The sequence below is a fragment of the Phenylobacterium sp. 58.2.17 genome (assembly GCF_026411515.1).
In the GTDB taxonomy this organism is placed as follows: Bacteria; Pseudomonadota; Alphaproteobacteria; order Caulobacterales; family Caulobacteraceae; genus Phenylobacterium.
This window is the reverse complement of sequence record NZ_JAPMTQ010000023.1, coordinates 39,187-57,445: the sequence shown is the minus strand read 5'-3', so window position 1 is coordinate 57,445 and position 18,259 is coordinate 39,187. Positions and strand designations below refer to the sequence as shown.

At 69.7% G+C, this 18,259-nt stretch carries 18 protein-coding genes; 12 read left to right on the top strand and 6 right to left on the bottom strand.

Annotated features, from left to right (window positions below; all coding sequences use genetic code 11):
* Positions 1–204, bottom strand: a 204-nt coding sequence (locus tag OUA97_RS14790; RefSeq protein WP_323690853.1) for a GcrA family cell cycle regulator, incomplete at its 3' end; no start/stop codon positions are given.
* 250 nt (positions 205–454) lie between these two features.
* On the opposite strand from OUA97_RS14790, the gene OUA97_RS14785 reads away from it, so the two are divergent.
* The 3 genes from OUA97_RS14785 to OUA97_RS14775 all read left to right on the top strand — a co-directional run bounded on the left by OUA97_RS14785 (position 455) and on the right by OUA97_RS14775 (position 2,529).
* Positions 455–1,276, top strand: coding sequence for an ABC transporter permease (locus OUA97_RS14785; RefSeq protein WP_267232738.1), 822 nt, complete (start codon positions 455–457; stop codon positions 1,274–1,276).
* Between the two features lie 93 nt (positions 1,277–1,369).
* Positions 1,370–2,014, top strand: coding sequence for a TetR/AcrR family transcriptional regulator (locus OUA97_RS14780; RefSeq protein WP_267232737.1), 645 nt, complete (start codon positions 1,370–1,372; stop codon positions 2,012–2,014).
* Entirely contained in the window at positions 2,011–2,529 is a 519-nt protein-coding gene (locus OUA97_RS14775; protein ID WP_267232736.1) for a hypothetical protein, read from the top strand. Before OUA97_RS14780 ends, OUA97_RS14775 begins: the two co-directional genes overlap by 4 nt.
* Here OUA97_RS14775 and OUA97_RS14770 read toward each other — a convergent pair.
* A complete protein-coding gene (locus OUA97_RS14770; protein WP_267232735.1) occupies positions 2,526–2,936 on the bottom strand; it encodes a YbaY family lipoprotein in 411 nt (136 codons plus the stop codon). The two genes, OUA97_RS14775 and OUA97_RS14770, sit on opposite strands and share 4 nt — an antisense overlap.
* A 226-nt stretch (positions 2,937–3,162) precedes the next feature.
* Here OUA97_RS14770 and OUA97_RS14765 point away from each other — a divergent pair, with 226 nt between their 5' ends.
* From OUA97_RS14765 to OUA97_RS14750, 4 genes are all read left to right on the top strand, one after another.
* Positions 3,163–4,341 (top strand): aspartate aminotransferase family protein, encoded by a 1,179-nt coding sequence (locus OUA97_RS14765; RefSeq protein ID WP_267232739.1) that lies wholly within the window; start codon positions 3,163–3,165, stop codon positions 4,339–4,341.
* A 121-nt stretch (positions 4,342–4,462) separates the two neighbouring features.
* Positions 4,463–5,398, top strand: coding sequence for an ornithine carbamoyltransferase (argF, locus tag OUA97_RS14760; protein WP_267232734.1), 936 nt, complete (start codon positions 4,463–4,465; stop codon positions 5,396–5,398).
* A gap of 66 nt (positions 5,399–5,464) precedes the next feature.
* Positions 5,465–6,376 (top strand): Hsp33 family molecular chaperone, encoded by a 912-nt coding sequence (locus OUA97_RS14755; protein ID WP_267232733.1) that lies wholly within the window; start codon positions 5,465–5,467, stop codon positions 6,374–6,376.
* A gap of 193 nt (positions 6,377–6,569) precedes the next feature.
* Positions 6,570–7,658 carry a hypothetical protein gene (locus tag OUA97_RS14750; RefSeq protein WP_267232732.1) on the top strand — a complete coding sequence of 363 codons (1,089 nt, stop codon included), beginning with the start codon at positions 6,570–6,572 and terminating at the stop codon, positions 7,656–7,658.
* Here the strand turns inward: OUA97_RS14750 and metZ are convergent.
* A complete protein-coding gene (gene metZ, locus OUA97_RS14745; RefSeq protein WP_267232731.1) occupies positions 7,633–8,817 on the bottom strand; it encodes an O-succinylhomoserine sulfhydrylase in 1,185 nt (394 codons plus the stop codon). The two genes, OUA97_RS14750 and metZ, sit on opposite strands and share 26 nt — an antisense overlap.
* Before the next feature lie 138 nt (positions 8,818–8,955).
* On the opposite strand from metZ, the gene OUA97_RS14740 reads away from it, so the two are divergent.
* From OUA97_RS14740 to OUA97_RS14720, 5 genes are all read left to right on the top strand, one after another.
* The gene (locus tag OUA97_RS14740) at positions 8,956–9,969 is read left to right on the top strand and encodes a 2'-deoxycytidine 5'-triphosphate deaminase (RefSeq protein ID WP_267232730.1); all 1,014 of its coding nucleotides are present in this window, start codon (positions 8,956–8,958) and stop codon (positions 9,967–9,969) included.
* A gap of 68 nt (positions 9,970–10,037) precedes the next feature.
* Entirely contained in the window at positions 10,038–10,514 is a 477-nt protein-coding gene (locus tag OUA97_RS14735; protein ID WP_267232729.1) for a VOC family protein, read from the top strand.
* A 32-nt stretch (positions 10,515–10,546) separates the two neighbouring features.
* On the top strand, positions 10,547–11,821 hold the full coding sequence (gene purD / locus OUA97_RS14730; RefSeq protein ID WP_267232728.1) for a phosphoribosylamine--glycine ligase: 1,275 nt from the start codon (positions 10,547–10,549) through the stop codon (positions 11,819–11,821).
* 87 nt (positions 11,822–11,908) lie between these two features.
* Positions 11,909–12,976 carry a phosphotransferase family protein gene (locus tag OUA97_RS14725; protein WP_267232726.1) on the top strand — a complete coding sequence of 356 codons (1,068 nt, stop codon included), beginning with the start codon at positions 11,909–11,911 and terminating at the stop codon, positions 12,974–12,976.
* A gap of 66 nt (positions 12,977–13,042) precedes the next feature.
* Complete coding sequence (locus OUA97_RS14720; protein WP_267232724.1) at positions 13,043–14,983, top strand: transglycosylase domain-containing protein; 1,941 nt, start codon at positions 13,043–13,045, stop codon at positions 14,981–14,983.
* On the opposite strand, the gene lpxK is transcribed toward OUA97_RS14720, so the two are convergent.
* Genes lpxK through OUA97_RS14705 form a run of 3 tightly spaced genes read right to left on the bottom strand, consistent with a single transcriptional unit; the run spans position 14,980 to position 18,245 of the window.
* Positions 14,980–15,972: a tetraacyldisaccharide 4'-kinase gene (gene lpxK / locus OUA97_RS14715; protein WP_267232722.1), complete on the bottom strand. Its 993-nt coding sequence runs from the start codon at positions 15,970–15,972 to the stop codon at positions 14,980–14,982. The genes OUA97_RS14720 and lpxK overlap by 4 nt on opposite strands.
* Complete coding sequence (locus OUA97_RS14710; protein WP_267232720.1) at positions 15,969–17,219, bottom strand: 3-deoxy-D-manno-octulosonic acid transferase; 1,251 nt, start codon at positions 17,217–17,219, stop codon at positions 15,969–15,971. Before OUA97_RS14710 ends, lpxK begins: the two co-directional genes overlap by 4 nt.
* Positions 17,220–17,228: 9 nt before the next feature.
* Positions 17,229–18,245 (bottom strand): cation diffusion facilitator family transporter, encoded by a 1,017-nt coding sequence (locus OUA97_RS14705; protein ID WP_267232718.1) that lies wholly within the window; start codon positions 18,243–18,245, stop codon positions 17,229–17,231.
* Between the last annotated feature and the right edge of the window lie 14 nt (positions 18,246–18,259).

Genomic DNA, 18,259 nt, shown 5'->3' with positions numbered 1-18,259 from the left:
GGCCGGACGGGCCGGACGCGGCGCCTTGAAGGCCGGGCGCGCCGGCTTCGACGGCGCGGCGCGTCCCGACAGGCCCAGGCGGTGGACCTTGCCGATGACGGCGTTGCGGGTCACCCCGCCCAATTGTTTGGCGATCTGGCTGGCCGAGAGGCCGTCCTGCCAGAGCTTCTTCAGACTCTCGACGCGTTCGTCAGTCCAACCCATGTCTGGCTCCACCCGGTTGTACGCCCCCAGCGCCGCCCCCGCGGGTGGCTGGGATCTACATCTTGTGGCAGTCCGAAATCTGACCGCCATCAACTACTAGATATCGTAACCCATCCATTAATGGCCACAATAGGCGCCCTTAGCTTCGTCCACAGAAACTAGATATTGATTCTGTCCACAGGGTTCGCGTTTTAAGCGGCGCCGTGACGGGTGCTTGCGATCCGGCCAAAGCGGGCGCACATCCTGAGCCATGAAGGACATGCCCGCCGCCGACGCCGTCATCCCGCCGCAGCCCCGCGACTACCACGGGTTCAACTGGGCCGGGTTCGGAACCCTCTACGCCCGTGAGGTGCGCCGGTTCTGGAAGGTCGGCATGCAGACCCTGGCCGCGCCGGTGGTGACGGCGCTGCTCTACATGATGGTGTTCGTGGTCGCCGTGCAGGGTGCGGCTCCGCCGATCCACGGCACGCCGTTCGCGGTGTTCGTGGCTCCGGGCCTGATCATGATGCAGATCCTGAACAATGCCTTCGCCAACTCCTCGTCGTCGCTGCTGCAGGCCAAGTTCAATGGGCTGGTCGGCGACTTCATGACTCCGCCGCTGACCCCGGTCGAGCAGGTGCTGGCCTTCGCGCTGGGGGCGGCGACCCGCGGGGTCGTGGTCGGGGCGGTGACCTTTGCGGCGATCCTGCCGTTCGCCGCCCTGCCGATCACCCATGTCTGGGCGGTGCTCTATTTCGGGATCAGCGCGGCGCTGATCCTGGGCATGCTGGGCATCATGGCCGGGCTGTGGGCCGAGAAGTTCGACCACATGGCGGTGGTCACCAACTTCATCATCATGCCCCTGACCTTCCTGTCGGGGACCTTCTATCTGGTCGACCGGCTGCCCGAGCCGTTCCGCACGGCCAGCCACTACAACCCGTTCTTCTATCTGATCGACGGATTCCGCTACGGCTTCATCGGCCATGCGGAAGGCTCGCTGATCGCCGGCGTCGGCATGACCGCAGGCCTGGTGCTGGCCTTCGCCTGTCTGTGCCTCTGGATGTTCGAGACCGGCTACAAGCTGAAGACCTGAACCGGTCAGCATCGCCGTTCCAACAAAGCCCTCCCGGCCGGGAGGGCTTTTTCATGTTGCCTGCTCCATATTGATGTTATATCGACTTACATCATGTCTGACGTGCGCACATACAATTCCCGCCTGCGCCAGGAGCAGGCCGGGGCGACCCGGGAGCGGATCCTGGCGGCGATGGCCGACCTGTTGCTGACCGAGGGGCGCATCGAGCAGGTGACCAATCGCGCCGTCGCCGCCGCGGCGGGCGTCACCGAGGTCACCGTCTACCGCCACTTCCCCAGCCGCGACGTGCTGCTGCGCGGGCTTTGGGAGTGGCTGAACCGTCGCAACGGCGTGACCGTCGGCATGCCCGAGAGCGCCGACGACATCATCGCCAAGCTGCCCGCGCTCTACGCGACCTTCGACGCCGCGCCGGCGCACATCGTGGCTTCGCTCACCAGCCAGCAGGGCCGGGAGATGCGCGAGAGTCTGAACGAACCGCGCCGTGCGGCCTTCCTGTCGGCGGTTGTCGAGGCCGCGCCGGACCTGCCGGCCGGCGAGCAGGAGAAGGCCGCGGCCATGCTGCAGCTGATCTACTCCGCCTATGGGTGGGTTTCGCTGCGCGAGCAGTGGGGCGTCACCGGCGAGCGGGCCGCAGATGCGGCGACCTGGGCCGTGCAGACTTTGTTGGACGATCTTCGCCGCCGCGGCGCGGCGCCTATCGAACCCGCCGAGCGCGGGGCAACCCGGAGCAAGCCATGATTGCGCATTTCTCCCTTCCGGCCCGCGACACCCGCGCGACGGCCGAACTTTTCGGCAAGATCATCGACGGCGAGGTCATGCCGTTTCCTGTGGTTCCCGGGTCATGGGTGGCCATCGCGCGCGACGGCTCCGGGGTCGGGGTCGAGGTGGTGCCCGCCGCCACCGCCCATCATCAGGGCGCGGGCGATCGCGATCCCGCCCGTCCGCCGAAAGGTCCCGAGCCCATGCCCTGGGAAACCCAGATCCGCCAGGACGGCGACGACCGTGCGGCCAGCGGCCTGCACGTCGCGCTGACGACGGCGCTGACCGTCGACGAGGTTATGGAGCTGGGCCGCGCGGCGGGCTGGCGGGCGGTGCATTGCGACCGCGGCGGGGTGTTCGATCTGGTCGAGCTCTGGGTCGACAACCGCGTGCTCGTCGAGGTGCTGCCGCCCGAGGGGACGGCGCGCTATCTCGCCTTCTACAATCCGCAGGTGGCCCGCGCGATGTTCGCCGGCCCGCCGCCGGCGTCCTAGTTCTGCGGCGTCCCCACGGCGATCATCTCGACATGGGTCGGCGCGCCGCGGGTGATCACCGGGGTGTGGGTGTCGGTGATGAACCGCAGCTTGCCGTCGACCTCGATGCGGGCCGACACCGAATAGGTGTGGCGCGGGTCGATCTTTGCGGGGTCGTAGTTCAGCGTGAACTTGTAGGGCGGCGAGCCCCCGGTCAGGACCTGGGTGTCGATCACCTTGGCGGGGGCGTCCATCAGCGAGGTGTCGGCCAGCGTCACCGTGACGGTCGCGGTCGGCGGCAGCATGATCCGTTCGCGATACAGCACCGAGCCGGTGACCTGGGCCTTGGCGGCGGGCGGGGGTTCCATGGATGCGCATCCGGCGATGGTCAGGGCGGCGAGCGGAGCGAGAGCAAAGATTGGCTTCATTCGGGGCCTCCTCGGGGATAAACGTGGCCAAACATGGACCCCTGCGGCCAAGTGGTCCACGAAGCTTCACAGAAGCGGTCATTGACAGACCGTCGTTCCCAGCGGAAAACGCCAAGCCTTCCAGTCCCCGCCGCCAATGCCGCGGGGACGCTTATGTTTTCGGAGGGCAATCCCCGTGACTGAAAAGACCGCGCAGCAAGCCGCGACCGTTCCCAGCGACCACATCATGGGCGTCTATAACCGCGCCCCGCTGGCGTTCGAACGAGGCGAGGGCGCGCGCCTGTTCACCACGGACGGGGAGGCCTATCTCGACTGCATGGCCGGCATCGCGGTGAACGCGCTCGGCCACTCGCACCCCAAGCTGGTGCAGGCCGTGAAGGACCAGGCCGAGAAGCTCTGGCACGTGTCCAACGTCTTCAAGATCCCGGGGCAGGAAAAGCTGGCCAAGGTGCTGACCGACGCCACCGGCCTGGACGAGGTGTTCTTCACCAACTCCGGCGCAGAGGCGATCGAGTGCGCGATCAAGACCGCGCGCAAGTATCACTGGGCCAAGGGCCAGCCCGAGCGGATCGACATCATCGGCTTCGACGGCTCGTTCCACGGTCGCACCTTGGCGGCGGTCAACGCCTCGGGCAACGCGGCCTATCTTGAAGGCTTCGGCCCGCGCATGCCCGGCTTCGTCCAGCTGCCGTTCGGCGACATGGAGGCCCTGAAGGCCGCCGTCGGCCCGACCACCGCGGCGATCATCGTCGAGCCGGTGCAAGGCGAGGGCGGCGCCCGCGCCCTGACCGACCAGCAGCTCCAGGCGATGCGCCAGCTCTGCGACGAGACCGGCACGCTGCTGATCCTCGACGAGATTCAGTGCGGCCTCGGCCGCACCGGCAAGCTGTTCGCCTGGGAATGGGCGGCCGGCGTGAAGCCGGACATCGTGGCCCTGGCCAAGGCCCTCGGCGGCGGCTTCCCGGTCGGCGCCTGCGTCACCAGCGCGGCGGCGGGCGCCGGCATGACCGTCGGTTCGCACGGCTCGACCTACGGCGGCAACCCGCTGGCCATGGCCGTGGCGCTCGCCTCGATGGAGGAGCTCGCCAAGCCCGAACTGATGGACCACGTCCGCGAACTGGCCGGCTACTTCACCCAGCAGTTCAACGGCCTCAAGGACCGCTACCCGGACGTCGTGCTCGATATCCGCGGCAAGGGCCTGCTGATCGGCCTGAAGCTCGCCACCAACAACCGTGAGTTCATGCAGCACGCCCGCGACGCGCACCTGCTGATCGCCGGCGGCGGCGACAACTGCGTGCGCCTGCTGCCGCCGCTGACCCTCACGCTCGAGGAGGCCCGCGAGGCGGTCGAAAAGCTGGAACGCGCCTGCGAAGCCGCCCGCGCCAAGGCCAAAGCCGCCGCCTGATCCCAATTCCGCCGCTCATTCCCGCGAAGGCGGGAACCCAAGCCGACTCCCAAGCGCATCGCATCGGCATTGCAGCTTGGGTTCCCGCTTTCGCGGGGATGAGCGGGTTTAGGACCTCACCATGACCCAACCCGTCAGACACTTTGTCGACCTCTGGAAGATCGAAGCTTCCGACCTGCGCGCCATCCTTGACGACGCCAAGGCGCGCAAGGCCGCCCGCCGCGGCTGGCCGCAGGGCCGCGTGGACGGCGACGCGCCGGCCCGCGAGCGGACCCTCGCGATGATCTTCCAGAAGAACTCCACCCGCACGCGCTTCTCGTTCGATGCGGCCATGCGCCAGCTGGGCGGCGACGTCATCATCTCGACCGCCAACGACATGCAGCTCGGCCGCGGCGAGACCATCGAGGACACCGCCAAGGTGCTCTCGCGCATGGTCGACGCCGTCATGCTGCGCGCCAACAGCCACGAGGACGTCGAGCGGCTGGCCTACGCGTCCACCGTGCCGGTCATCAACGGCCTGTCGGACAAGGGCCACCCCTGCCAGATCATCGCCGACCTGATGACCTTCGAGGAACATCGCGGCCCTGTGGCCGGCAAGACCCTGGCCTGGGTCGGCGACGGCAACAACGTCTGCTCCAGCTTCATCCACGCCGCGCCCAAGCTCGGCTTCAAGCTGAACATCGCCAGTCCGGCGCTCTACCACCCGGACCTGATGGACCTGGCCCGCGCCGCCGATCTGCAGGGCCAAGTGTTCACCACCGACGACCCGCGCGAGGCCGTGCGCGGCGCCGACTGCGTGATCACCGACACCTGGGTCTCGATGGGCGACACCGACCATGACGAGCGCATGGAGGCCCTGGAGCCCTATCAGGTCGACCGTGATCTGATGTCGCTGGCCGCCAAGGACGGCGTCTTCCTGCACTGCCTGCCGGCGCACCGCGGCGAGGAAGTCACCGACGACGTCATCGACGGCCCGCAGTCGCTGATCTGGGACGAGGCCGAGAACCGCATCCACGCCCAGAAGTCGATCCTCGCCTGGTGCTTCGGGGCGATCTGAACGCGACAAGGGGAGGCGACCGCTAAAGCTCGCAACTTCGGCCTCGCCCCCCTATATGCCGCCACCATGTCCGACACCGTCATGAACGCCATCCCCGACGACATCGTCGCCCCCTTCCAGATCGAGGGCGAGGCCGTGCGCGGCCGCCTGGTCCGCCTGGGCCCGGCGGTGCACGAGATCCTGTCCGGCCACGCCTATCCCGAACCGGTCGCCAACCTGTTGGGCGAGGCCTGCGCGCTCGCCGCCCTGGTCGGTTCCAGCCTGAAGTTCGACGGCCGGCTGATCGTCCAGGCCCAGGGCGACGGCCCGGTGCGCTATGTCGTGGTCGACTACGACACCAGCGGCGCCCTGCGCGGCTATTGCCGGTTCGACGCGGACGAGGTCGCCAAGCTCAGCACCGGCTTCGCGCGACCGGGCGCCAAGAGCCTGCTGGGCGGCGGCGTGTTCATCATGACCGTCGACCAAGGCCCGGACATGGACCGCTACCAGGGCGTCACCGCCATCGAGGGCGAGACCCTGGCCCTCTGCGCTGAGCAGTATTTCGCCCAGTCGGAGCAAACCCCGACCCGCGTGCGCCTGGCCGTCGGCCAGGCCGATGTCGGCCAGGGGCCGCACTGGCGCGCCGGCGGCATGCTGATCCAGAACATCGCCGAGGACGATGCCCGGGGTTCGACCACCGAGGCCTGGGTGCGCACCCAGGCGTTCTTCGAGACCATCGGCGAAGACGAACTGCTCGACCCGACGATCTCGGCCGAGACGCTGCTGTTCCGCCTGTTCCACGAGGACGGCGTGCGGGTCTTCGAGCCCAAGCCGCTGCAGGCCTTCTGCCGCTGCTCGCAGGATCGCATCGAGACCGTCCTGAAATCCTTCGGCGAGGACGAGCGCGCCGACATGGTCGAGGACGACGGCCAGATCCGGGTGACCTGCGAATACTGCTCGACGGTCTACGCCATCGACCCGGCGGCGCTTAGCTCATAGCTGTCGTCCCGAGTTCATGGCTGTCATCCCGGCTTGCGAAGCAAGGCCGGGCCCCATGAACACCGGAGCTAACAGTCTCCAGCTCGAGTCTCCCCGCTTGGCGCGAATGGGGCCCGGGCTTCGGCTGCGCCGAAACCGGGATGACAGCCTTTGCGGGCTGGTCTCCCCCGCCCGCTGACGCGACTATGGCGGCATGGACGACGCTGACCGCGAATTTGACGAACTCGCCGCCCTGACCGGCGCGCTTCTGGGCGCCATGGAGGCGCTCGCCTTGATCGGCCGGCGGCTGAACCCGCCGGACCTGCCGGAGTTGCTGGCCGCCGTCGGCGCGCCCGAGGCCGCCTTGAGCGAACACCTCCAACAGGCGAGCGGCTGGCAAGGACCGGTCGCGGCGCTGCGGGGCCCGTTGGAAGCGGCCGGCCAGGCGGTCATATCGGCCTTCGAAGGCCTGCGCGCGGGCGTGGCGGCCGGCGACATGATGCAGTCGTTCAAGGCGCTGCGTCATGGGCCGCGGGCGCTGGAAGCGCTCTATCCCCTGGCCGGCCTGCTGCCGCCGGTGAGCCGCTTCTTCCTGGAACCCGCCGTTCGCGGCGATGCAGAACTGCAGGCGCGCTTCAACGCTCCGGCTCCGCACACCGGCGTCATGCACGGCGGCGGCGAACCGGGCGCGCACGGCGCGTTCTCGGTCTATGTGCCGGAGTACTATTCCCCGGACCGCGCCTGGCCGCTGGTCGTCGCCCTGCACGGGGGTTCGGGGAACGGCCGGGCGTTCCTGTGGAGCTGGCTGCGCGCCGCCCGCAGCCACGGCGCGATCGTGGTCGCCCCGACCGCGATCGGCCAGACCTGGGCGCTGACCGGGCCGGATCTCGACACACCGAATTTGGCGCACGTCCTCTCCGAGGTCGGCGCGCGCTGGACCCTGGACCGCCAGCGCCTGCTGCTCACTGGCATGAGCGACGGCGGAACCTTCAGCTATGTGAGCGGCCTGGAGCCGGCCTCGCCGTTCACGCATCTGGCGCCGGTGGCGGCCGCCTTCCACCCGATGTTGGCGCAGACGGCCGAGCCGGAGCGCCTACGCGGCCTGCCGATCCATGTGGCCCATGGGGCGCTCGACTGGATGTTCCCGGTCGACATGGCGTTCCAGGCGGTGGGCGCGCTTGAGGCGGCGGGCGCGGAGGTCGTCTATCGGGAGATCGACGACCTTGCCCACACCTATCCTGGCGAGCTGAACCCCGAGATCCTGGCCTGGTTGGACGCTACGCCGCGTCCAGCGCGCGGCTGACGTCGCGGGTCAGGTCGCCGGCGCCTTCAAGCCCAACGCTCATCCGCACCCAGCCCTCGGTCAGGCCGATTTCCAGTCGCTCGGCCTCAGGCATCGAGCGGTGCGTGGTGGTGCAGGGGTGGGTCGCCATCGACTTGGCGTCGCCCAGATTGTTGGAGATGTCGACGATCTCCAGCGTGTCCAGGAACCGCCAGGCCGCTTCGCGGCTGCCCAGGTCGAAGGCCACGACATTGCCGCCGCCGGTCATCTGGTTGGCGACGAGCGCCGCCTGCGGGTGATCGGGTCGGGTGGGATAGAGCACCGTCTTGGTCTTCGAATGGGCGGCGATGACGTCGGCGATCTTGGCCGCGTTCTGGGCCTGGCGGGTGACGCGCAGCTCCAGAGTCTCCAGGCCCTTTAGCAGCACCCAGGCGTTGAACGGCGACAGGGCCGGCCCGGTGTGGCGCAGGATGTCCTTGTAGGCCTCGGTCATCACCTGCTCGGCGCCGAGGATCGCGCCGCCCAGCACTCGGCCCTGGCCGTCGATGTGCTTGGTCGCCGAATAGACGACGATGTCGGCGCCCAGCGTCAGCGGCTTCTGGAAGACCGGCGTGGCGAACACGTTGTCGACCACCAGCTTGGCGCCGGCGGCATGGGCGATCTCGGCCACCGCGCCGATGGCGGTCACTTCCAGCAGCGGGTTGGCCGGGCTTTCGACCAGGAAGGCCTTGGTGTTGGGCCGCACCGCGTTCTTCCAGGCGGTGAGGTCGGTCGCGTCGACATAGGTCACCTCGACCCCGAAGCGCGGCATCCATTCCGACAGGATCCAGCGGCAGGAGCCGAACAGCGCCCGGCCCGCGACGATGTGGTCGCCGGCCCGCACCAGGCCCTGCAGCGCCACATGCACCGCCGCCATGCCCGAGGCGGTGGCCCGGCAGACCTCGGCGCCTTCCAGCAGCGCCAGGCGGTCTTCGAACATCTGCGTCGTCGGGTTCCCGAAGCGCTGGTAGACGAAGCCCGGCTCCTCGCCGGAGAAGCGCTTGTCGGCGGCGCCGGCGCTCTCGTACGAAAAGCTCTGGGTCAGGAACAGCGCCTCGGAAATCTCTCCGTAGGGGGTGCGCGCCATGCCGCCGCGCACCAGCTTGGTCTCGAGCTCCCAGTCGCGCGTGTCTTCGGCCATGGTGGTTCCTTTCAGCTTAGGTTGGGCGTTCTAAACCTCGGTCCCGGCCTCCGCCACCAGTGAAAATCTGCCGCAGCTTGCAGGTGAAGCGGGCCTCCAGCCTTGCCAGACTCGGGGCGGGCGGCGAGTGTCGCGGCGATGAGCCACGCCCCCGGTATCCTGCCTTCCCAATCCATCGACGAGCTGATCGCTGCGGGCGCCATCACGTCCTCCCGCCCGTTCGACCTTGACCAGGTGCAGCCCGCCAGCCTCGACCTGCGCCTGGGCGCGCGGGCCTGGCGCGTGCGCGCCTCGTTCCTGCCCGGGCTGGGGCGCACCGTGCCGCAGCGCCTCGAGGACGTGGCGATGCACGAACTCGACTTGACCCGCGGCGCGGTGCTCGAAAGGGGCTGCGTCTATATCGCCGAGCTGCAGGAAGGCCTGGCGCTGCCCAAGGGCATCTCGGCCCGCGCCAATCCCAAGAGCTCGACCGGCCGGGTCGACGTGTTCGTGCGGCTGCTGACCAACAATTCCGTCGCCTTCGACGACGTCGCCGAGGGATACGCCGGGCCCACCTTCATCGAGATCGCGCCGCAGACCTTCTCGATCCTGGTGCGCACCTCCACCCGCCTGAACCAGCTGCGGCTCAAGCGCGGCGAGCCGCCGAAGCTTCAGGTGCGCAGCGTCGGGGTCGACCTCTCCGACGGCGTCGCCGGCTTCCGCGCACGCCGCCATGCCGGGGTGGTCGATATGGACCACGTCGATGGCCACGACCCCAAGGACTTCTGGGAGCCGCTGATCCCGCGCCGCGGCGAGCTGCTGCTCGACCCGGGCGAGTTCTACATCCTGGCCTCCAAGGAGGCCGTCGAGATCCCGGTCATGGAGGCGGCGGAAATGACCCCGATCGATCCCTCGGTCGGCGAGTTCCGCGTCCACTACGCCGGCTTCTTCGATCCCGGCTTCGGCACCGAGGAGGCGGGCGGCGTCGGCTCGCGGGGCGTGCTTGAGGTGCGCAGCCACGAGACGCCGTTCCTGCTTGAGGACGGCCAGACCGTCGCTCGGCTGGTTTATGAGCCGCTGACCGCGAAACCTGCCCGTCTCTACGGCGAGGGCGGCTCCCACTACCAGCGCCAGGGCCTCAAGCTCTCCAAGCACTTCCGGATCTGGGGCTAGGCGCGAAGGCGCCGCGCTGAGACCGCGCGTGTGCTATGTTGGCGGCCTCCCCGCGGAGGACGGCCGGCATGCTGAAGCTGGACCATGTGGTGTTTCCCGTGCGCGACGCCGGCGCCAGCCTCGCCTTCTATCGCGACGTCGTCGGGCTTGAGCTCGTCGAGGCCCATGAGGGCGACGACTGGGGCGACTACGCCTGGCTGATGATGATCTTCGCCTTGCCGGGCGGCGGCGAGATCGTGCTGGTGGAGCTGAAGGGGGCGCCGACCCCGCTCTATCGCGACCTTCCGAAGGACGCCCGCCACTACGCGATGTCAGCCGACACCGTGGCCGAGCTCGGCGATTGGCGAATGCGCCTGCGGGAGGCCGGCGTCCGCTACTGGGAAGAGGATCACGGCGCCCAGCAGTCGATCTACTTCCAGGACCCTGACGGGGTGGTGCTCGAGGTGACGGCGCCGCCCAGCCGTCCGGCCTCCGGCGCTTCGGAGCGCGCACGGGCGACCGTGCGGCGCTGGATCGGGGACGGCCGCGGCGCGGCCCATCCTTGACCGCTGCGCCCGCGCGCGCCAAACGCTCGCTCATGAACATCCTCCTCGTCGGCTCGGGCGGGCGCGAACACGCGCTGGCCTGGAAGATCGCGGCCTCGCCGCTGGTGAAGCGCCTGGTCATGGCGCCGGGCAATCCGGGCATGGCGGCCCTGGGCGAATTGGCCCCGTTGAAGACGACAGACGTCCCTGGCCTGCTCGCCCTGGCCAAGGAAATCGTCGCCGACCTGGTGGTGATCGGCCCCGAAGTCTCCGTCGAGGCCGGCCTGGCCGATGCGCTGAACGAGGCTGGAATTCCCTGCTTCGGACCGGTCGCCGCGGCCGGTCGTCTTGAATCGTCCAAGGCCTTCACCAAGGCCTTCACCGACCGTCACGGCCTGCCGACCGCCGGCTACCAGGTCTGCGACACGGCTGAGGCCGGCAAGGCCGCGCTTGACGCCTTCAAGCCGCCCTATGTGATCAAGGCCGACGGCCTGGCCGCCGGCAAAGGCGTCGTCATCGCCCAGGACCGCGCCGAGGCCGAGGCCGCCATCGACGACGCCCTGGGCGGCCGTTTCGGCGCCGCCGGCGCCCGCGTCGTGATCGAGGAGTTCCTCGAAGGCGAGATCGGTTCGCTGTTCGCGCTCTGCGACGGCAAGCACTCGATCGTCTTCGGCGCGGCCCAGGACCACAAGCGCGCCTATGACGGCGAGGTCGGCCCCAACACCGGCGGCATGGGCACCTACTCGCCGGCGCCGGTCTTCACGCCGGAGCTGATCGAGCAGACCCGCCTGCGGCTGGCCGAACCGGCCTTCGCCGGCATCGCCGCGGAGGGCGCGCCCTACAAGGGCGTGCTGTTCGTCGAGCTGATGGCCACCAAGGACGGTCCCAAGCTGGTCGAGTTCAATGTCCGCTTCGGCGATCCGGAGTGCCAGGTGCTGATGCTGCGCCTGGAGAGCGACCTGGTCCCGTACCTGCTGGCTTGCGCCAACGGCACGCTGGACCAGACGCCGGCGCCGGTCTGGCGCGACGAGGCGGCGATCTGCGTCGTTCTGGCCGCCGACGGCTATCCGGAAAGCCCGGTGACCGGATCGATCATCCGCGGGGCCGAGCAGGATTTCGGGTCGGATGTGGTGGTCTTCCACGCCGGCACCGCGCGCGACGCCGACGGGACCCTGCGCGCCTCGGGTGGGCGGGTGCTGAATGTCTGCGCCCGCGGCGCGAGCCTGCAGGAGGCCCGCGACAAGGCCTATGCGGCGATCGCGCGGATCGACTGGCCGGGCGGCTTCCATCGCACCGACATCGGCTGGCGGGCGCTGCGGCCCCGCTGACGTTCCCGCCGCGGAACGGCTTGCTCGCCATGCCGTGGCCTCGGTATGGTGGTTCAAACAACTGTACGAACCGCCGAGGGAACCGCCATGTCCGACACCGCCGAGCAGCAGCGCGAACAGCTCAACAGCGGGACCAAGGAGGTCGCCGAGTCCCATCGTTTCGATGAGGCAGCGTTGGCAGCCTGGATGCAGGCCAATGTCGAGGGCTATGCCGGTCCGCTGGAAGTGCGCCAGTTCAAGGGCGGCCAGTCGAATCCGACCTACCAGCTGATCACCCCGGCCAAAAAGTACGTCATGCGGCGCAAGCCGCCGGGCAAGCTGCTGCCCTCGGCCCACGCGGTCGACCGTGAGTACAAGGTGATCACCGCGCTCTATCCGACCGGCTTCCCGGTCGCGCGCTCCTACGGCCTCTGCACCGACGAGACGGTCATCGGCACCATGTTCTACGTGATGGACATGGTCGAAGGCCGCATCCTCTGGGACCAGCAGCTGCCGCAGTACGAGCCGGCCGAGCGCCATGCGATCTTCATGGCCAAGATCAACACCCTGGCCGACCTGCACAACACCGACTACCAGGCCATCGGCCTCGGCGACTACGGCAAGCCCGGCAACTATATGGGCCGGCAAGTCGACCGTTGGACCAAGCAGTACAAGGCCTCGGAAACCGTCCACATCGAGGAGATGGAGCGGCTGATCGACTGGCTGCCCAAGACCCTGCCCGAGCAGGAGCGCACCTCGATCGTCCATGGCGACTACCGCCTCGACAACATGGTCATCCACCCGACCGAGCCGCGCGTCATCGCCGTGCTCGACTGGGAGCTCGGCACCCTCGGCGAACCGCTGGCCGACTTCACCTATCTCTTGATGAACTGGGTCAACGGCACGATCTCGCAGCTGCCCGACCTCAAGGCGCACGGCATCCCGACCATCGAGGAGGCGGTCGAGGCCTATTGCGCCCGCACCGGCCGCTCGGGCCTGCACCATCTCGACTGGTTCTTGTCCTACAACATGTTCCGGCTGGCCGGGATCTGTCAGGGCATCGTCGGCCGTGTGCGCGACGGCACGGCCAACAGCCCGCAGGCCGCGGCGATGGCCGAGCGGGTGCCGTTGCTGGCCAAGTCGGCGTGGGAGTACGCCCAGCGGGCGGGGGCCTAGCAAGGTCTCTCGCAGCGTGCGAAGAGGGCGATCGGCCGATCGCCCAACGTCCGAGTACGGAGCCCCATGACCGAGCTTACCGGCGCACCCGAAGTCGTGCGCGAACGGCCGCCGATCTGGCGCCGCCGCCCCTGGCAGATCGCCGCCGGCGCGGTGCTCGCCATGGTCGCCGTGATCGTCTTCATGGTCTGGTCGCTGCCGCTCGGGCGGGCGTTGGAGCCGTTGCCCGATCCGACGCTGGTGCTGGTCACCGCCGACGGCAAGCCGTTCGCTCGCCGCGGCTCCTACAAGGAGCAGCCGGTCGATGCGACCAAGCTGCCCAAGTATGTTCCAGGCGCGTTCATCGCCATCGAGGATCGGCGCTTCTACAGCCATTTCGGCATAGATTTGAAGGCCTTGACCCGCGCTCTGCAGCGCAACGTCTCGGCCGGAGAGGTCCAGCAGGGCGGCTCGACCATCACCCAGCAGCTGGCGAAGAACGCCTTCCTCAGCAACAAGCGCAGCCTGCGCCGCAAGGCCCAGGAAGCGATGATTGCGCTCTATCTCGAGGCGCGGCTGTCGAAGGACGAGATCCTCTCGCGCTACCTTTCCACCGTCTATTTCGGCGACGGGGTGTTCGGCCTGCGGGCCGCAGCTCGACACTACTTCGATAAGACCCCCGAGACGCTCTCGATCGGCGAGGCGGCTATGCTGGCCGGTATGGTCAAGGCGCCCTCGCGCCTGGCGCCGACAGAGGATCTCGCCGCCGCGCGCGCCCGAGCCCGGATCGTGGTCGCGGCCATGGAGGAGCAGGGCGTCATAACGCCGCAGCAGGCCCGCGGCGTCCGCCCGGCCAGCGTCCGTTCCGGCCGCGAGAAACTGCCGGTCGGCTCCTACTTCGCCGACTGGGTCTCGTCCCAGGCGCGCGAGGCGTTCGAGGCCGCCTATGGCGAGGTGATGGTCCCGACCACGCTGGATTCGATCCTGCAGGACCGCGCCGAGGAGATCGTGCGCACGGCCCTCAAGCGCCACGGCGGCTATCTCCACGCCAGCCAGGCGGCGCTGGTCGCCATGCGCCCGGATGGCCGGGTGATCGTGATGGTCGGCGGCGACGACTACAAGACCAGCCAGTTCAACCGCGTCACCGACGCCCAGCGCCAGCCGGGCTCGGCCTTCAAGCTGTTCGTCTACCAGGCCGCCCTGCGCCAGGGCATGACCCCGGACAGCCTGATACTCGACGCCCCGGTGACCATCGCCGACTGGTCGCCGAAGAACCACGAGGGTCACTACGCCAATCGCGAAATCCACTTGCGCAACGCCTTCGCTGGCTCGTCGAACGTGGCTGCCGCGCGCCTGGCCCAGCAGGTCGGGCGGGGGGCGATCATCAAGGCCGCCGAAGACATGGGCCTGCATTCGCAATTTCCGCCGGATCTGACCCTGGCGCTCGGTACTGCGCCGACGACGCTGCTGGACCTCACCGCAGCGTATGCCGGCGTGGCAGGCGGGCGCTACCCGGTGATCCCCTACGGCGTCATCCAGGCCCGTAAGCCCGCGCCGCATGAGCTGCCGGCCAAGGAGCGCGACGGCCTGCGCGACATGTTGCGCGCGGCGGTCGTTTTCGGCACCGCCAACGGCGGCAACGTCTCGCCCTACGCTTATGGCAAGACCGGCACGACCCAGGACTATCGTGACGCGCTCTATCTCGGTTACGTCGGCGATCTGGTCATCGGCGTGTGGGTCGGCAACGACGACAATAGCCCGATGAACGGCGTGGCGGGCGCGGGCCTCCCGGCCGAAATCTGGCGCGACTTCGCGCGGTTCGCGATGAGCAAGGGCGTGGTGCGCGCCAATGGCCGCCCGATAGGCCTGGCCCCCGTCGCACCGCCGCCGGTCGAGGCCCCCGAACTGTCGATCGACGATCTCATGCCGGTGGAGCCGGCCGACCCGGCCGCGCCGCCGCCTGAGGCCGCGCCTGCGCCGTCGCTGGCCGCGCCCGCGCAACCGGAGCCCGCGCAGCCGATCTTCTAGCGATAGGGGGCCAGCAGGCGTTCGAGGGCGGCCTCGTCCTCGAACACCGCGCGCACTGGCCAGGCCCGAGCGCGGTCGCGCCAGGCAGGCGGCAGCCGGACCCAGTCCTTTTCGGTAGTCACCAGGCCGGCGTCGAAGATCTCGGCGCGGCCCTCGATCAGCTTCAGGGCGGCGGCGTCATAAGCGAAGTGGTCGGGGAACGGCACGAAGTCGACCAGCTCGCAGCCCGCGGCCTTCAGCGCCCGCTCGACCTTCCAGGGCATGCCGATGCCGGCGAAGCCCACCTGCGGGCCCGGCGGGGGCGGTTCGGCCGGTTCAAGGCGCGCGAACAGCACCGGCTTGGCGGCGAGCGCCGCCAGCAGCTCGGGGTCAGGCCGCTCCAGGTCGGCCGGCAACATCAGGATCACCGCGTCGGCCCGCGCCAGCCCGACCGCCAGCGGCTCGCGCAGCGGCCCGGCCGGGAACACCGAGCCGTCGCCCAGTGGCCAGACCCCGTTGCGGGTCTCGCCGTCGACGACGACCAGCGACAGGGCCTTCTTCAGGCTGGGGTTCTGATGGCCGTCGTCCATGACGATGGCGGACGCGCCTGTGTCGATGGCGGCCAGGGCGCCGGCCGCGCGGTCGCGCGCGATCCAGATCGGCGCGTCGGCCGCGAGCATCAGCGGCTCGTCACCCACCTCTGCGGCGGTGTGGCGGGCCGGATCGACCCGCAGCGGGCCGTGCTCGGAGCCGCCGTAGCCGCGCGACAGGCCGTGCGCGCCGGGCAGACGGCGCAACAGCTCGCGCACCACCGGCGTCTTGCCAGAGCCGCCGACCGTCAGGTTGCCGACGCAGATCACCGGCGCCCCGGGATCGACCGGCCGGGCGCGCGCCATGCGCCGCGCCGTGGCCGCGGTCCAGATCCAGGACACCGGCTTCAGCAGGGCCCGGGTGATCGGGGCGGGCGCGCCCTCGCGGACGTACCACCAGCGCGGAGTGGAGAGCTTCATGCCGGCAGCAGGGGGCTGAGCAGCGCCAGCGCCTGGTCCAGCGCCGCGCCCTGGCGTTCGGCGTAGGCCAGCGCCGCGCGCCCGATCCGAGGCGCGATGAGCGGCTCGTTCAGCAGCCCGCGCAGGTCGCGGGCCAGGGCCGCTTCCCCGGCGCAGCGGATGGCGGCGACGCGGTCGAACATCTCCTCATAGGTGGCCGCGGCGTTGAACACGTCCGGACCGGTGAGGATCGGAACCCCGAGCCGGGCAGGCTCCAGCGGATTGTGGCCGCCGACGCCCGGCACGAAGCTGCCGCCCATCACCACGACGTCGCAGGCGCGGAAGAACAGGCCCATCTCGCCCAGGGTGTCGGCCACATAGGCGGTGGTCGTGGCGCTCAGCGGCTCGCCCGCCGCCCGCCGCGCCGTGGAGTAGCCCAGTTGGCTCAGCACCGCGGCGACCGCTTGGCCGCGGTCAGGATGGCGCGGGGCGACGATCAGCAAGGCGCCGGCCCCGGCGGCGGCGCGGGCGATGATCTCGTCCTCGCCCGGATGTGTGCTGGCGGCCAGGATGACCCGGCGATCGCCGATCGCGGCCCGGAGCCGTTCGAGCTCCGCCGGATCTGCGGGCAGCGGTGCGCCGATGTTCTTGAGGTTCAGATGCGGCCCAGTCGTCGCCCCCAGGGCGCGCAGCCGCGCCTCGGTGTCGGCGTCCTGGGGCAGGATCAGGTCGAAGGCGCCCAGCACCGCCCGCGCCGCCGCGGGCGCGCGGCGCCATCCGTCGGCGCTGGCCTGGGTCATGCGCGCCGAGATCAGCGCCAGCTTCACGCCACGCGCCTTCGCCCCGAGGATCAGGTTGGGCCAGAGTTCGCTCTCGACCTGGATGGCGGCGTCCGGGCGCCAGTGGTCGAGAAAGCGTCGAACGGCGCCGGGCGCGTCGACTGGCGCATACTGGTGGATGGCGCCGGGCGGCAGGCGCTTGCCCAGCAGTTCGGCCGAGGTGCGGGTCCCGGACGTGACCAGGAGCGTCAGGCCATGCCGCGCCAGCGCCTGGGCCAGCGGCAGCAGTGAGAGACTTTCACCGACGCTGACCCCATGCAGCCAGATCAGCGGCCCTGGCGGGCGGGCGACGCCGGCGCGGCCGAGGCGTTCGCCGATGCGGGCAGGGTCCTCCTTGCCGCGGGCGGCCCGCCGGCGCAGGAGCCCGGGCGCCAGGGGTTCGGCCAGCCCGGTGGCGGCGGCGTAGAGCGCGAGGGGGAGCGGACGCAAGGGGCGGGCTCAGATCGTGTGGGCGTTGGCGAGCCGGCAGGCCGCCGAGTGCCCCGTCTCGACCTGGAGGGTCGCATGCCCGATGCCGAACTTGCTGGCCAGCCCTTCGCAGGCCGCGTGCAGAAAGTCGTCGCCGTCGCCGTTCTCGGGGCGCGTGACGTGAGCGGTCATGGCGGTCTCGGTGGTGCTCATCGCCCAGACATGCAGGTCGTGGACCTCGGTGACGCCCGGGCGCGTCAGCAGCCAGGCGCGCACGGCCTCGACATCCATCCCGCGCGGGGCGGCATCCAGGACGAGGTCGACCGAGTCACGTAGCAGCGCCCAGGTGCCGATGACGATCACCGCGGCGATCAGCAGGCTGAGCGCCGGGTCGATCCACAACAGGCCGGTCAGCGCGATGGCGCCGGCGCCGATCACGACGGCCAGCGACACCGCCGCGTCGGCGGCCATGTGCAGGAAGGCGCCGCGGATGTTGAGGTCCTCGTGCCCCTTCATGAACATCAGCGCTGTGGCCGTGTTGATCACCACCCCGATGGCCGCGACGACCATCACTGGCCACGTGGCGATCGGCGCGGGCTCGGCGAAGCGGTGGACGGCCTCGGAGACGATGACCCCGACCGCGACCAGCAGCAGCACAGCATTGGCCAGCGAGGCGAGAATGGTGGCCTTGCGCAATCCATAGGTGCGGCGCGAGGTCGGGGCGGACTTGGCCAGGATCGTCGCACCCCAGGCCAGCAACAGGCTCAGAACGTCCGAGAGGTTGTGCCCGGCGTCGGCCAGCAGCGCCAGCGACCCGGACCAGACGCCGACGCCGGCCTCGGCCAGCACGAACGCAAAGTTCAGCCCGACCCCGACGGCGAAGGCACGGCCGAAGTCCTTGGGGGCATGGCTATGACCGCCGGGGCCATGGGAATGGCCGTGGGCGTGACCGTGCGCATGACCGTGCGCATGACCATGGGCGCCATGATCATGGTCATGGTCATGGTCGTGATCGTCGTGCCGATGGCCTGAGTGGTCGTGCGCCATGGCTCTATGTGTCA